The sequence below is a fragment of the uncultured Thiodictyon sp. genome (genome assembly GCF_903946935.1).
Taxonomy (GTDB): Bacteria; Pseudomonadota; Gammaproteobacteria; order Chromatiales; family Chromatiaceae; genus Thiodictyon.
This window is the reverse complement of the sequence record NZ_CAJAXH010000008.1, coordinates 46,017-60,471: the sequence shown is the minus strand read 5'-3', so window position 1 is coordinate 60,471 and position 14,455 is coordinate 46,017. Positions and strand designations below refer to the sequence as shown.

General features: G+C 68.5%; 14 protein-coding genes. 6 read left to right on the top strand and 8 right to left on the bottom strand.

All coding sequences use genetic code 11. The features are described from left to right. Positions 1 to 403 precede the first annotated feature (403 nt). The 4 genes from QZX93_RS00560 to QZX93_RS00545 form a co-directional block, all read right to left on the bottom strand. Positions 404 to 1,567, bottom strand: a complete 1,164-nt coding sequence (locus QZX93_RS00560) for a sensor domain-containing diguanylate cyclase (RefSeq protein WP_295392733.1) — start codon at positions 1,565 to 1,567, stop codon at positions 404 to 406. A 23-nt stretch (positions 1,568 to 1,590) separates the two neighbouring features. Beyond that, positions 1,591 to 2,103 (bottom strand): PAS domain S-box protein, encoded by a 513-nt coding sequence (locus QZX93_RS00555; protein ID WP_295392662.1) that lies wholly within the window; start codon positions 2,101 to 2,103, stop codon positions 1,591 to 1,593. Positions 2,104 to 2,424: 321 nt separating this feature from the next. Continuing rightward, positions 2,425 to 2,670, bottom strand: a complete 246-nt coding sequence (locus tag QZX93_RS00550) for a hypothetical protein (RefSeq protein WP_295392660.1) — start codon at positions 2,668 to 2,670, stop codon at positions 2,425 to 2,427. Positions 2,671 to 2,681: 11 nt separating this feature from the next. Then, a complete protein-coding gene (locus QZX93_RS00545) occupies positions 2,682 to 2,963 on the bottom strand; it encodes an Rpn family recombination-promoting nuclease/putative transposase (RefSeq protein WP_295392658.1) in 282 nt (93 codons plus the stop codon). 227 nt (positions 2,964 to 3,190) lie between these two features. Here QZX93_RS00545 and QZX93_RS00540 point away from each other — a divergent pair, with 227 nt between their 5' ends. The 3 genes from QZX93_RS00540 to ruvA are packed head-to-tail and all read left to right on the top strand — an operon-like array spanning position 3,191 to position 5,130. Continuing rightward, entirely contained in the window at positions 3,191 to 3,940 is a 750-nt protein-coding gene (locus QZX93_RS00540; protein WP_295392657.1) for a YebC/PmpR family DNA-binding transcriptional regulator, read from the top strand. Between the two features lie 30 nt (positions 3,941 to 3,970). Continuing rightward, complete coding sequence (gene ruvC, locus QZX93_RS00535) at positions 3,971 to 4,513, top strand: crossover junction endodeoxyribonuclease RuvC (protein ID WP_295392656.1); 543 nt, start codon at positions 3,971 to 3,973, stop codon at positions 4,511 to 4,513. After that, positions 4,510 to 5,130 carry a Holliday junction branch migration protein RuvA gene (ruvA, locus tag QZX93_RS00530; protein WP_295392655.1) on the top strand — a complete coding sequence of 207 codons (621 nt, stop codon included), beginning with the start codon at positions 4,510 to 4,512 and terminating at the stop codon, positions 5,128 to 5,130. The genes ruvC and ruvA overlap by 4 nt, the downstream gene beginning before the upstream one ends. Positions 5,131 to 5,343: 213 nt before the next feature. On the opposite strand, the gene QZX93_RS00525 is transcribed toward ruvA, so the two are convergent. From QZX93_RS00525 to QZX93_RS00510, 4 genes are read right to left on the bottom strand one after another with little or no spacing between them, the layout of a single operon-like run. Continuing rightward, entirely contained in the window at positions 5,344 to 7,149 is a 1,806-nt protein-coding gene (locus tag QZX93_RS00525; RefSeq protein ID WP_295392654.1) for a BatD family protein, read from the bottom strand. A 35-nt stretch (positions 7,150 to 7,184) separates the two neighbouring features. Next, complete coding sequence (locus QZX93_RS00520; RefSeq protein WP_295392653.1) at positions 7,185 to 9,257, bottom strand: VWA domain-containing protein; 2,073 nt, start codon at positions 9,255 to 9,257, stop codon at positions 7,185 to 7,187. Beyond that, on the bottom strand, positions 9,247 to 10,248 hold the full coding sequence (locus tag QZX93_RS00515) for a VWA domain-containing protein (RefSeq protein WP_295392652.1): 1,002 nt from the start codon (positions 10,246 to 10,248) through the stop codon (positions 9,247 to 9,249). Before QZX93_RS00515 ends, QZX93_RS00520 begins: the two co-directional genes overlap by 11 nt. Further along, positions 10,245 to 10,766, bottom strand: coding sequence for a DUF4381 domain-containing protein (locus QZX93_RS00510; protein WP_295392650.1), 522 nt, complete (start codon positions 10,764 to 10,766; stop codon positions 10,245 to 10,247). The genes QZX93_RS00515 and QZX93_RS00510 overlap by 4 nt, the downstream gene beginning before the upstream one ends. A gap of 190 nt (positions 10,767 to 10,956) precedes the next feature. On the opposite strand from QZX93_RS00510, the gene murJ reads away from it, so the two are divergent. The 3 genes from murJ to ribF all read left to right on the top strand — a co-directional run bounded on the left by murJ (position 10,957) and on the right by ribF (position 14,392). Then, positions 10,957 to 12,504, top strand: coding sequence for a murein biosynthesis integral membrane protein MurJ (gene murJ, locus QZX93_RS00505; RefSeq protein ID WP_295392649.1), 1,548 nt, complete (start codon positions 10,957 to 10,959; stop codon positions 12,502 to 12,504). Between the two features lie 135 nt (positions 12,505 to 12,639). Then, the gene (locus tag QZX93_RS00500) at positions 12,640 to 13,386 is read left to right on the top strand and encodes a Uma2 family endonuclease (RefSeq protein ID WP_295392647.1); all 747 of its coding nucleotides are present in this window, start codon (positions 12,640 to 12,642) and stop codon (positions 13,384 to 13,386) included. 34 nt (positions 13,387 to 13,420) lie between these two features. Next, positions 13,421 to 14,392: a bifunctional riboflavin kinase/FAD synthetase gene (ribF, locus tag QZX93_RS00495; RefSeq protein ID WP_295392645.1), complete on the top strand. Its 972-nt coding sequence runs from the start codon at positions 13,421 to 13,423 to the stop codon at positions 14,390 to 14,392. Positions 14,393 to 14,455 lie beyond the last annotated feature (63 nt).

Genomic DNA, 14,455 nt, shown 5'->3' with positions numbered 1-14,455 from the left:
GCGCGGGAGTCCGTCGACCTCCAGGCTCGACCCGGCTGAGAGGATCAGGGAGCGCTCGACGACATTCTCCAACTCCCGCACGTTACCCGGCCAGTCGTAGGCCATCAGCTCGGCCAAGGCCGGGTCCGGGATGCGCGTGACCTGCCGGCCGAGCTTGGGGCGTAGCTTCTCCACGAAATAGCTCGCCAATAATCCGATGTCCTCGCGGCGCTCGCGCAGCGGCGGCAGCTCGATGGGGACGGTTGTATATCCCTGATTTAGCTGCTTATTTCGCTGATTTCGCCCCGTCATCGGCCCCAGATCCCTGCGTATCCGGCCGGGGAGTGCCGCAGGGAGCGACTCGAGCCTGGCCCCTTAACCTTGTCCGTTTCGTGAGTTGACCCCATGACGGTGCCCGAGACGGTCATCTAATCTCCCGAGTGGAAAGACAAACGCGGTTTCTGCCGCCGGACTTGGCCGCGTAGAGTGCATCATCGACCCGCTTGATCCAGGCGTTATCCCTTTCATGAGGCTGGTATTCGGCCACGCCGATGCTCATGGTGACCGCGCCGACCTCGGGGAAGGTTCGGTCCGCAACCAGGGCGCGCAGCTTTTCCGCCGCATGCAGCGCCTGGATTGCCCCGCAGTGAGGCATCGGAATCACAAATTCCTCGCCGCCCCAACGGGCCAGGACGTCGACCTCGCGCAAATGCTGGCCGAGACGACCGGTCAGTTCGATCGATACCTGGTCACCGACGAGATGGCCATGGGTGTCGTTGATCGCCTTGAAGTGATCAATATCGAGCAACAGGAGCGACAATGGTGCGCCGTAACGCGCGGCGCGCGCGATCTCTGCCGCGACCGCCTCCTCGAAATAGGCCCGGTTCCCAACGCCGGTGAGGCGGTCCGTGACGGCGAGTCGTTGCAGCTCCGCGTTGGCCTTCTGGAGCGCTCGATTTGCCGTTTCCGTCGCGTCCCGCGCCTGGACCAGTTCCGCCTCGAACCGCTTGCGCTCACTGATATCGACGAAAGAGCAGATCAGCCGGTCGTCGAGGACCGTGCCGCTGATGACGATATCCTTGACCGTCCCGTCCCGGCTCGTCACGCGAAACTCGTGCGGCGTCACCTGCCCCTGCTGCGCGACTGCCCGTGCGATCCCCGCGCCCCATTGATCGAGCACGACGCGGCGATAGTCTGCGTCCGGATAGGCGCGCAGGAACCAAGCATCGTGGGTTGGGATCTCCTCTGGTGTCCAGCCGAAGGTCTGATCGAATTTGGTGTTGCGGTGAAGTATTCGTTGGTCCGGCTGCAAGCTCGCCACCGCAATGCCGACCGGCAGATGCTCCAGCATCTTGCGCAGGCGCCGCTCGCTGCGCTTCGCCTCGCTTTCGGCCCTCTTCACGGCGGTGATGTCCCGCGACATCCCGAGCAATTCCACCGGGATCCCGTCCGCGGTGCAAACCGGCAACACGTAGACATCGCACCAGATGGTCGAACCGTCCTTGCAGCGATATTCGAGCTCGTAGCGAACCCGCTCCAGCGGGAGCCCGGCTTGGAGGAGAAACGCCAAACGCCAGAAATAGTCCAGCGTGATCGCCTGAGACTCCGGCGTCAGGATCTCCTCGAGCGGCTGCTGCTGGCCTCCGTTGGGGTGAAGCCGCGCAGTCGCTCCACCGAGGGACTGACGTAGGTGATCCGGCCGTCCAGGGACATGGTCCAGATGACATCCGATGCGTTCTCAGCCAGCAGACGACACCGTGCCTCACTGACCTGCTGCCGCTCCTCGGTCTGACGGCGCGCCTGTTCGATCGCGATCAGCTCGCCTTGGGCTTCCTCCAGCCAGCCCATCACGCTCTCCTTGCGATATCCGAGGACCGGGGAATCCAACGCGAAGTCCCCGCTGCCAAGCCGGGCGATCCGCGCGCGAACCTCCGCGGCGGAGGCCCCGAGATTCTCCCGCACCGCGACCTGAGTCCGCCAAAGCAGGACGAGCAGGCCCGAGCCCAAGACCAGGAGGACGGGCGCCGCGCGCGCGCCCAGCGCAAAGGCGACCATCAGGCCGATCGCCAGCAGGATGGCGATCAGGACACTCGGCGCCGCTCGAAACGGTGTCATCATTGCCATTGAGAGACTGTTACCATCGTTCATCAGGGAACATGCACATCAGAACCGCGGCCCGCGCGGCCATCACCACCACGCCTAATCCTGACTGCACCGGGGCCATCGCGCAACTGGCCTGTGGTGCGTCCGTGTCCTTCCGGTAAGGCTGCATGAAATCCGGGCTTTCTTGAGGCGTTGGCGGAATAAGCCGTAGCAGAGTCGGTGCAAGCGGGGTAGGCTCCACCGCGCGGACCGCATCCCGGCGGAACCAACCGAAAACCGTTCCCCGTCGCGTACTCGACCGGGCTTTCTACGGAACCAGGAATTGACGACAGGCCGAGATCTCTACCGCATCCCGGGGTCGGACGGTGCCGGCTTGTCGGCGAGCAAGCGCTTCAGCCGCTCGTTCTCGGCCAAGGCTTCGTCCTTGGCGGCCCGCTCCTGCTCCACGGCCGCCCGCGCCTGCTCGACCTCCGCGCGCAGGTCGTCGAATTCGAGCTGAATGCTTTGCTGTTCGCGCAGATAGTCTTGCCGCGCCTGGTACGCATGGTAGGCGTGTTCTTTCTCGGAAAATGCCTTCAGTGTGTTCATGGCTCGCCTCATCAGAGGATGCGCGCCGGCAGGTCGCGGTGATTGAGCAGCTGGACCTCGACCTGATACATCTGCCCGGTCGCGTCGCGGGCCTTGACGTCGACGACGGTGAGCTTGTCGTCGAGGAATTCCTTCTCGTTATAGGGGTTCTGGATATCCACCGCGGTAATCGCGCGGGGCAGGTCCGCGCCGAGGACGGCGTTGAGGAAATGGATCAGCAGGTCACGATTGGACTCTGCCCCCAGCAGGGCCTTGAAGACGCAGTCAACTGCGCTGGCCCCGGCGCACCGCAACCGATTGTTTCCGGCTATATATGACCAAGGCCGGCCGTGCGCTCATGCTTCAGGGCGGCCGTCCGACCCGCGCTTGGTGCAGGGCGGGCGGTGGGTGCTAGAATGTCGGGCTTTTCCAGCCGTGGCCGGCTTGAAGCACCCCCGCCAGTCGCGCGGTGCGATGCGCCGGTGACAAGGCAAGACCGCCCGGTCTAGTCCGGGTGCATCAGCGTCAGGAGTTCTCAACGATGGCCGGGCATAGCAAGTGGGCCAACATCAAGCATCGCAAGTCCGCCCAGGACAAGACCCGCGGCAAGGTTTGGACCAAGCTGATCCGGGAGGTCACGGTCGCGTCGCGCTCCGGCGGTGGCGACCCAGGCTGCAACCCGCGCCTGCGCCTGGCCGTAGACAAGGCCTTCCAGGCCAACATGCCGCGCGACACGGTGGAGCGTGCCATCAAGCGTGGTAGCGGCCCGGCCGAGGGTGAGGACTACGAGGAGATCCGCTACGAGGGCTACGGCCCGGGCGGTGTGGCGGTGATGGTCGACTGCATGACCGACAACCGCAACCGCACCGCCGGCGAGGTCCGTCACGCCTTCACCAAGCACGGGGGCAACCTGGGGACCGACGGCTCGGTCGGCTATCTCTTCACCAAGCAGGGGGTGATCAGCTTCCAGCCCGGCACCAGCGAAGATCGGGTGATGGAGGCGGCCTTGGAGTCCGGCGCCCAGGATGTCGTGGTCAACGACGACGGCTCCATCGACGTCATCACCGATCCGGACGAGTTCACCGCGGTGAAGGATGCACTGACCAAGGCCGGGCTCGATACCGAGGTGGGCGAGGTGACCTTCAATTGCTCCACCAGCGCCGAGCTGGACCGGGAGACGGCCGAGCGGATGCTCAAGATGGTGGATGTACTGGAGGACTGTGACGACGTGCAGGCGGTCTACCACAACGCCGACATCTCAGACGAGATCATGGCGACCATCGATGGCTAATGAAACGCGTGGGATTGGCTGAAGCCTAGCGTGCCCATCCCCCCAGCGGAGACCCTGCGGCACCGCATCCTGGGCATCGACCCCGGTTCCCGCAACACCGGCTTCGCCGTCATCGATACCGACGGTCACCGCAGTCGGCGCGTGGTGAGCGGCTGTATCCGCGTGGGTGGCGAGCCCTGGCCGGCGCGGCTGGGGCTGATCTTCGACCGGGTCGTGGCGATCGTCACCGAGCATCGACCCCACGACATGGCGGTCGAACAACTGATCTTCGCCCGCGACCCCGCGGCCGCGCTCAAGCTCGGGCAGGCGCGCGGCGCCGTCCTGTGCGCCGGCTTGAAGGGCGGGGTGACGGTACACGAATACAGCCCCAAGACCGTCAAGCTCGCGGTGGTCGGCACCGGCGCCGCGGAGAAGTCCCAGGTGCAGCACATGGTGAGGGTCCTGCTGACGCTACCCGACGAACCGGGCGAGGACGAGGCCGATGCACTGGCCATCGCACTGTGTCACGCCCATTCGATGGGCATCCCGGCGCGCAAACGGGCTGCGGCCTCCTGGCGGGACTGGCGGCCATGATCGGGCGCCTGCGGGGTCAGATCCTCGTTAAGCAGCCGCCCCACCTGCTGCTGGATGTGAACGGCGTCGGCTACGAGCTGGAGGCGCCCATGTCCACCTTCTACGAACTGCCCCCGGTGGGCGACACCGTGACCCTCGTGACCCATCTGGTGGTGCGCGAGGACGCCCACTGCCTCTACGGCTTCGCCCGGGTGCGTGACCGCGACCTCTTCCGCGCGCTGCTCAAGGTGAGCGGAATCGGCGCCCGCATCGGGCTGGCCATCCTCTCCGGTATGGACGCCGCGCGCTTCGTCCAGTGCGTGGAGCAGGAGGACATCACCGCACTCACCCGCGTCCCCGGGATCGGCACCAAGACCGCGCAGCGCCTGGTGGTGGAACTGCGCGACCGCCTCGACGGGGTCGGCGCTGGCTTCGCCACCGTGTCAGCCCCCGGCGCGGTCGGCGCCGGCGCGGTTCCCGGTAGTCCCCCCGGCGCCCTGGCCGACGCCGTCAGCGCACTGATCGCGCTCGGCTACAAGCAGGCCGATGCCAACCGCATGGCCCGTGCAGCCGACGACGGCGCCCGGCCCTCGGAAGAAATCATCCGCGCCGCCCTGCGCGCGGTGAACCCCACCTAACCCGGATTTCTCGCGAGTTTCACACCAAGCTCGCAAAACTTACCAAGTTTTCCAGTGTGTTATCCGAAGCCCGGGAATTGCTCACGCCAAGACGCCAAGAAGAAACAAAGAGATGTCCGCAGCATCGGCATCACCCGGAGGGTGCGTTGCTGAACGCCGATAACGTTTTGAAAAATCTTGGCGAGCTTGGCGCCTTGGCGTGAGATATCCGGGCTAGCTCCCTGGGTAGAGGTTCGGCAGCGGATCGGTGCCCGCTGACGCATCGGTGCGCTCCTGCGCCAACAGGGCGGGTTCCAGGACCTGCCAGGCGGCGGTGCCGTCCCAGTCCTGTCCGGCCGGGGCGTAGATGGCCCGATCGATCGCCTCAAGCAGGCCGCCGGCGGCCGGACCCAGGCGCTCGCCGAGCTCGCCCAGACCGCCCGGCGGGTGCTGCGGCCAGCGCGCCTGGCCCCATGCGAGCAGGGCGGTGCGGGCGGCGCGCAGATCGCCCGCGCTGCACGCCTGGCGCGCCTGGGTGCGGGCGGCACGGATGGATTCGACCTGGCGGGCGGCGGCCTTGGGGCTCGACGCCCTGGCCCCTGTTTGGCGGCGCACCGCCCAGGCCAGGGTCAGCAGCCAGGCGAGTGCAAAGAACAGTGCCAGCCAGGACCAGGGTGCATGGGCCTGAAGCCCGGCGATGAGTCCGCTGCCGGCCGCCGTCTTGGTTTCAGTCGCCGCCGCGTCGCCCTGCGGCGCCGCGGGCTCAGGTACGGGCGCCGCGGTGGGGGCCGTGGTGGCCGGCCGCGGCGGTTCGGCGACCGCGTTGTCGCCCGGTGCGACCTGGACCGTGCGTGCGGGGATGACCGCCACGCGCGCCTGGTCGGTGGTGGTGTCCCACCAGTCGAGTCGAATCTCCGGCAGGGTGAGTGCCCCGGCGCGGGTCGGGACCAGCGCGAGCTTCAGGGTCTTGAGCGCGGTGAGGGTCGGGCCCGGGACGTCTTCCAGCTTGGGTGGCTCGGGATAGACCTTGGCGCCGGCCGGTGTGCCGGGGTCCAGGGTCGGCAACTGGGCCGCACTGGTGCCACGGGCGGTGATCGCCAGGGTCCGGGTGACTGGCTCGCCGACTCGCCAGCGCGGTGGGGTTGGGGTCCACTCGTCTGAGAGCTGCACCGACTCGGCCGGCAGCCAGGCGGCGGCGCCGATGTCGGGCTGGGGCCGGATCTGGATGGTGCGATCGGGACCGCGCTCGATCACCCGGCGCCCGGCCGTCTGGTCCAGCAGGTTGGGGAAGCCCGGCCCGAAGTCGCCGAAGTCAGCGAAGGGGCTGCGGCGCGCCGCCCGGGCGTCCGGCATCAGTGCCTCCAGCCGCGGCCCGCCGATGGTGAGCGCGCCGCTGCGTTGCGCCACCACCCGGTAGCGCCGCTCGACCACGCTGTAGCGCTGGCCGTCGACCTCTTCCGTGTAATTCTTGTCATCCCCCTGCCGCTCCAGGGTGGCCCCCTCCACTGCGGGGTCGCCCAGGACCGCGCGCCGCGGCTGCTCCCGAAACAGCACCCGCACCCGATAGATGAAGGGCTGCTGGACATAGGGCTTGGCGGCCTCGATCTGGGTATCGACGAAGATCGGCTTGGGCGCCTGGCCCGCGTTGGCCTGATCCGCCGGTACCACCTCCACCTTGAGCGCCTTGCTCTGCCGACCGCCCTGCGTGAGCGGGGGGACCTCCAGCGTGCCGGTGCGCCGTGGGGCTAGTTCCAGGGTCCACTCCCGGGTCTGGCTCATGGCCCCGTTCACGATGTTCACCCGGCTGCCGCTGGACTGGCCCAAGACCTCGAAGTCCTTGCTCAACGGGCTCAGGTCCGGGTCATCCGCGGATTGGCCCTCGGCGCTGAGGTGCAGGGTTAGGGTCTCGTTGGCGCCGATCCGGTTCCGGTCCAATTCGGCGCTGAATCCATCCGCCCGGGCGAGCGGGACGGCGAGCAGCAGGAGTGCCAACAGAATGAGCCGGGAGATTAGCGGCTGGCGGTGCTTGAGACTCGGCATAGGGGTCGCGCCTGTGTAGATCGAGATTGGCAAACTCACTGCAACCGCCCCTCGCGGCGCAGTTGTTGCAGCAGGAAGCGCTGGCGCAGCAGGCCGGCGGGATCGTCGGGGACGCGCCGCAACTGCGCCTCCATGGCCTGCTGTTGCTCGCGTTGCTCCGGGCTCAGGTCGGCGGTACCGGCGCTGGCGGCCTTGTCGGTGGGTGGGCGGTCATCCGGCTTTCCTTCTTTGGCCGGGCCGGTCGGCCCCGCCGGTTGGTCAGCCGACGGCTTGGCGTCGGGCAAGTCGATCGCAGGCTCCTGCTGACCCAGGTCGCCGGGCTTGGGTGGCGGTGCCTTACCGGTCTGACCGGCCGCTGAACCCTGTGCATTTTGGGTGTCCTTATCCTTGTCCGAGTCCTTGGCCTGCTTGCCGTCGGCGGTCTTGCCGCCTGACTCGGGCTTGGGCTTGGACTCGGGTGGCGCACCCTTCCCGGTCTGTTGGTCCTGACCCTGGGCGCCGGATTGATCGGCGCCGGACGTCTGTTGGTCCGCACCGCCGCCTTGATTCTGTTTGCCGCCCTGGTCATTTTGATCTTTCTGATCCTTCTGGCCGTCTTGCGACTGTTTCCCCTTCTGGTCTTCTTGGTCCTTCTGGTCTTTCTGGTCCTTCTTGTCCTGTCCCTGTTGCCCCTGTTGCCCCTGGTCGCCCGGTTGGTCTTTGCGCTCGTCCTGTTTCTTTTGATCCCGCAACTGCTTGACGAGCTCCAGGTTGGCGCGGGCGTCCGCGTCGTCCGGGGCCTGCTTGAGGGCCTGCTCGTAGCCGGCGATGGCCTCGTCCAGCCGGCCCTGGCGGGCCAAGGCGTTGGCGCGATTGTAGTCGGCGTCCGGCCCGCGGGCGCCGGCCAGGTCGGCCACGGCCGCCGCATAGTCCCCGCTGCGATAGCGGGCGGCGGCGCGCCAGTCCCGGTCCTGGAAACGGGCCGCCGCCGCGGCGGCATCGCCGGCGGCGAGCCGGCTCGCCGCCTGCTGGTCCGGCCGCTGCCACAGGTCATCCCAGCCGAAGGCCCAACCCGGGCTTGGCGGCAACACCAGGGCTAGCGCCAGGACCGGCAGCCACCAGCCGCGTCTGAAAGCCAGCGCCGCGATGGGCAGCAGGACGAGCAGCAACCATGGACCCTCCTCCCGCCACTGGTCGGCAACCAGGCCCTTTTGTTCGACCATGCCGGTCCCGGTGGTGGCGGCCCGCGGTGAGCCGGCGATGAGCGACTTGGTGTCCCGCTCCCCCGGGTCGAAGTCCACATAGCGGCCGTTGCCGGCCCGCGCCAGCCTCTCCAATGCGCCGCGTTCGAGCCGGGACATCGCGATGGCGCCGCCGCGCCCGGCGGCAAAGCCCCCGTCGGCGCCCGGCACCGGCGCCCCCTGGGTAGTCCCGACACCCAGCACCGAGAGTCGATCGCCCTGTGCGGCCAGGGCCCGGGCGGCGGCGTCGGCGCGCTGGCCGGCCCCGCTGTCATCGCCCACGCCATCGGTGATTAGGATCGCCTCACCGCCACCCCCACCGGCCTGGGTCAGCAAGTCGCCGGCCATCGCCAGTGCCCGGTCAGTATGCCGGGGACCCTGGATCGGGAGCAGGTCGGTGGCGAGTCGCTGGACCTGATCGGCAATGGTCCGGGCGTCACCGGTCAGCGGCGAGACGATGAAGGGCTCCGGGCCGAAGGCGATCAGCGCCACCTGGCCCTCGTGGGTGGCGTTGAGCAGGTCCAGGACCTCGAAGCGCGCCCGCGCCAGGCGCGAGGGCGCCACGTCGGTGGCATTCATGCTGGGCGAGAGATCGAGCAGGATCACCCGCTTCGTCGTGGTTGAAAAGACCGGCTGCAGCAGTCGCTCGTAGACCGGGCCGGCCAGGGCGATCGCCCCGATCAGCCAGGCCAGTGCCAGCAGGATGAGCGGCAGGCGGCGCGGCCGGCCCGCCTCGCCCACCAGCAGGTGCGGCAGCAGGTGTACATCCACCAGTCCGCGCCACGCATTGGCCGTGCCCTCGCTACGCCACAGCCCGAGCAGGAGCAACAGCAGGGGCGCCAGTGCCAAGAACCACTGGGGTCTTAGAAAGTGCAGTTCAGGCGGCATCGCGGACTCCCGGCACCCGCCGGCGAACCAGCGACAATGCCATCAGAACACTCAAGACCAAGGCCCCTGCCGCCGGCCAGACAAACAGCGACTCACGCGGGCGGTAGGTGCGCTCGTCGCGGCGGCTCGGCTCCAGCCGGTCCAGCTCCCGATAGACGGCCTCCAGTTCCTTGCGCCCGGTCGCGGCGAAGAAGCGCCCGCCGGTAAGCTCGGCGATCCGCTTGAGGGTTTCTGGGTCATAGTCGTCGCCCTGACGCATCAGACGCACACCAAATGGTGTATTGATGCCGACCTCACCCCCGCCGATGCCGATGGTGTAGATGCGCACCCCGGCCTGTTTGGCCAGTTCGGCCGCCGCCAGGGGCGCCAACGCACCGGTATTGCTGGCCCCGTCGGTGAGCAGGATCAGCACCCGATTGTCCGCCGGCTGCTCGCGCAGGTGCTTGACTGCCAAGCCGATGGCGTCGCCGATGGCGGTCTCCTGGCCGGCCAACCCGACCACCGAGTCGCGCAGCATGGCGGCCACCGTGTGACCATCGAAGGTCAGTGGCGTTTGCACATAGGCATTGCTGCCAAACAGGATGAGCCCCAGTCGGTCCTGGGTGCGCCGCTCGATGAATTTGGCGGCCACCGCCTTGACCACCGCGAGCCGCGAGACCATGCGGTTATCCAGTTCGTAGTCCGCTTGATCCATGCTGCCCGACAGGTCCACCGCGAGCATCAGGTCGCGCCCGGCCATCGGCAGGTGTACCGGCGCCCCGACCCACTCCGGGCGTGCCGCCGCCAGCACCAGCAGCAACCAGGTCAAGAGTGCAGCGGCGACCCGCCACCTGGAGCGGCGCCCGGTCGTCACCGCGGCGACTCCAGGCAGCTCGGCGTAGAAAGGCAGACGCAGCGCGGCCCCACCGGACGGCCTGGCCGGGGGCAACAACGCGGCCAGCAGCGGCAGCGGCAGGGCCGCGAGCACCCAGGGCCAGGCGAGCGAGATCATGCGGTGGCACCTCGATTGGCACGGATCCAGCGCTCGGCCAGGTCCGCCAGGGCCGCGGGGTCCCCGCTGGTCGGCGCGGCGGGGTTGCGGTAAGGGGATTCGGCCAGTACACGTCCCGGCCCCTGCGAGAACCCCTCGCCGCCGCCGGTGGCATCGAGAAAGGCCAGCCAGTCCGCCCCGCTGAGACCGGCCACCCGCTCGCGCGGGAACCGGGTGAGTGCCAGGCGCCGCAACAGGACCGAGACCTTTGCTGCGAAACCCTGCGGGTTCAGCCCGGCGCCCAGTTGTGTACGCAAGGCGTGTAGTTCGCCGAGCGCCGTCCTGACCGCGGCCCCGCGGCGGCGGCGACGCCGCCACAGCACGACGGCCAGCACGAGCGCGCCCAGGGCGAGCCCGGCGATCAGCCACCAGCCCGGGGCCGGCGGCCACCAGGACACCGGCCCCGGCAGGTGCCAGTCGCGCAGCCCGGCCAGGGGGTCGGCGATCGGGGCAGTGGGTAGGGGTGCAGGGTTGGCCATGGACGATGATGCAGCGTGTTGGCGGTCGGGTGGGCCGCAGTTATAACCGAAATTGGCGGTCCTGAGGACCTGGACTGACGGCCCCCGTGGCCCGACGGCGCCCAGCAACGAGCACGCCACCCGCATCCCTCCAGGTCGGCAGCCGCGCCCAAGCGCTATACTCCCGCCCTTTTTGCGGAGTCTCGCCGCCGTGTCATCCCTCGCCGCGTCCACCGCCAAGGTGGGCAGCTACACCTTCCTGTCGCGCCTGCTCGGCTTTGTGCGCGACCTGGCGATCGCCCGGGTCTTCGGGGCGGACGCGGGCACCGATGCCTTCTTCGTCGCCTTCAAGATCCCCAACCTGATGCGCCGGCTGTTCGCGGAGGGGGCCTTCTCCATGGCCTTTGTGCCGCTGCTCAATGAATACAAGGAGCGACGCGACGCCGCAGATACCAAGGGCTTCATCGACGCCATGGCGGGCACCCTGGGGGCGGTCCTGCTGGTGGTGACCCTGCTTGGCATCCTGGCCGCACCGCTCCTGGTGATGCTCTTTGCCCCGGGATTTGGGGACGAACCCGGCCAGAGGGAACTGACGGTGGCGATGCTGCGGCTCACCTTCCCCTATGTCCTGTTCATCTCGCTCACCGCCTTGGCCGGCGGCATCCTCAACACCTACGAGCGCTTCGGGGTGCCGGCCTTCACCCCGGTCCTGCTCAACCTGGCCCTGATCGGCTGCGCACTCTGGCTCGCCCCGCGGATGGACGCACCGATCACCGCCCTGGCCTGGGGTGTGCTGATCGCGGGCATCGCCCAACTCGCCTTCCAGTTGCCGTTCCTGGCGCGTTTGGGGCTGCTGCCCCGTCCACGGCTCGCGCCGCGCGACCCCGGGGTGCGGCGCACCGTGCGACTCATGGGTCCGGCCCTGTTCGGCGCCTCGGTGGGCCAGCTCAACCTGCTGCTCAACACCATCCTCGCCTCCTTCCTGGCGAGCGGGAGCATCTCCTGGCTCTACTACTCGGATCGGCTGATGGAATTCCCCATGGGCCTGCTGGGTGTGGCGCTTGGCACCGTGATCCTGCCGCGGCTCTCGCAGCGCCACGCGGCGGAAGACCCGGGGGCCTTCTCCGACACCCTGGATTGGGGACTGCGCTGGCTCCTGTTGCTCGGGGTGCCGGCGGCGGTGGGGCTCCTGGTCCTGGCCGGCCCGATCGTCGCGACCCTGTTCTATGTCGGTGAACCGGCGGGCGCCGGCTTCAATGCCGAGGATGCCCGTATGACCGCCCGCAGCCTGATGGCCTATGCCCTGGGACTGGTCGGCTTCATCGGTGTCAAGGTGCTCGCCCCTGGCTTCTATGCCCGCCAGGAGATGGTCGTCCCGGTGCATATCGCCGTCATCGCCATGGCGGTCAATGTCGTCGCCAGTCTGCTGCTGATGTGGCCGCTGGGGCATACCGGCTTGGCCCTGGCCACCACCCTCTCGGGGCTCGCCAACGCCGCGCTCCTGCTGTGCGGACTGCGCCGGGCGGCGATCTATCGCCCCCGGCCGGGTTGGGGCGTGCTGCTCGCCAAGGGCCTGGGCGCCAACCTGCTCATGGGCCTCGTGCTGTTCCTGGGCACCGGGCCGATCGACGACTGGTTGGCCATGAGTGGCGGCCGACGGGCCGTGGAACTCGGTCTATGGCTGCTGGCCGGCGGCGGTGTCTATGCCGCCACCCTGCTGGCCGTCGGCATCCGGCCGCGGCACTTGCTCCAGGTCTGAAGGCCATCGCCGCACCGGTTTCGGCTTGTCGCTCCCGCGGCCGAGGCCTGCTGCCGCTCTTGCGCGGGCGTGCTAACCCGGCGTCGCGGGGTTATGCTTGCCCCTTGCCCCGACCCAGTGAGGAGGACCCCCTTGATGAACCCCCTCTCCCATTACGACCCGGACGACCCTTACCCTTCGAGCGACGGCGCACCCATGGCGGAAAACACCGAGCAGTATGAATGGCTGGTGAAGATCAAGGAGAACCTCGAGATACTCTTCGCGCAGGACCCCAATGTATTCGTCGCCGGGGACCTGTTCTGGTATCCGGTCCCCAACCGCCGCATCACCGGCCCGCTGGCCCCGGACGTAATGGTGGTGTTCGGCCGGCCCAAGGGTCCGCGTGGCTCCTACAAACAGTGGGAGGAGGGCGGCATCGCCCCCCAGGTGGTGTTCGAGGTCCTCTCCCCGGCCAACAGTGCCAAGGAGATGGCCGATAAGCGCGGCTTCTATGACACCTACGGGGTGGAGGAATACTACGTCTACGACCCCCCCGCCAATACCCTGGAGGTCTGGCTGCGGCAGGACGGACGGCTGCGCCGGATGTCCCACATCAAGGGCTGGACCAGCCCGCGGCTGGGCATCCGTTTTGCGCTGGGCGGTGCAACCCTGGAGATCTTCGATCCGCAGGGTCAACCCTTCCTGACCTCGGTGGAACTGGCCGCGCGGCTGCGCGAGGCGGCCGAGCGGGCCGCACAAGAAGCCGCCCGGGCCGAGCAGGAGGCCGCCCGGGCCGAGCAAGAGGCGGGACGCGCGGATCGGCAACAGCACCGGGCGCAGCAGGAGTACGAACGGGCGGAGCGCCTGGCCGAGCGGCTGCGTGCCCTGGGCATCGAGCCTTGAGCCCGCCCAGCCCCATCGCCGGCACCGCCACCGCATGAGACTTATCCGCGGCTTACACAACCTGCGCCCAGCGGATCGGGGCTGCGTTGCCACCATCGGCAACTTCGACGGGGTCCACCTGGGACACCGCGCGGTCTTCCAGCGACTGATTGCGCGCGGGCGCGCCCTGGGTCTCCCCGCGACGGTCATCACCTTCGAGCCCCAGCCGATGGAGTTTTTCGCCCCGGCGCGGGCCCCCGCGCGCCTCACCCGCTTGCGCGAAAAGCTCAAGGCCATCCTGGACTGTGGGATCGAGCGTGCCATGCTCCTGGAGTTCGGGCCGCGTCTGGCCACGGTCGATGCGCGCGATTTCGTCCAGCGCCTGCTGCTCGACGGCCTGGGCGTGCGCTTCCTCATGATCGGCGACGACTTCCGCTTCGGCCACGGTCGCAGCGGTGACGAGGCACTGTTGCGCACCATGGGTGCGGCGGCCGCCGACGGGGGCTTTGAGGTCGAGAACCACCACACCATCACCCATGCGCAGGAGCGCGTGAGCAGCACCCGGGTCCGCGAGGCCCTGGCTCGCGGCGACCTGGAACAGGCCGCGCACCTGCTGGGCCGGCCCTACCGGATGCAGGGCCGCGTGGGTCATGGCGACCAACGCGGGCGCACCATCGGCTTTCCCACCGCCAACCTCGACTTGCACCGCCGGGTGAGTCCATTGCACGGTGTGTTCGCCGTCCAGGTCCATGGCCTGCCCGGCGCCCCCCGCCCCGCGGTGGCCAACATCGGCACCCGCCCGACCGTCGATGGCCAGGGGTATCGACTGGAGGTCCACCTGTTCGACTTCGACCAGGACCTTTATGGTCGCCATCTGGAGGTCGAGTTCAGCCTCAAGCTGCGCGACGAGCAACGCTTCGACTCGTTCGAGCAACTGCGCCGCCAGATCGACCTGGACGCGTCAGCGGCGCGGGCGTTTCTCGGCGGCGTGGGCCGGGCACCAGCGCACGAGACGAGCTGCCTGTGAGCCTTGGCTCCCAAGAAAAGCCGTCAAGCCGCAAATGGTCTTTCTAGATTCGCCGATCAACCC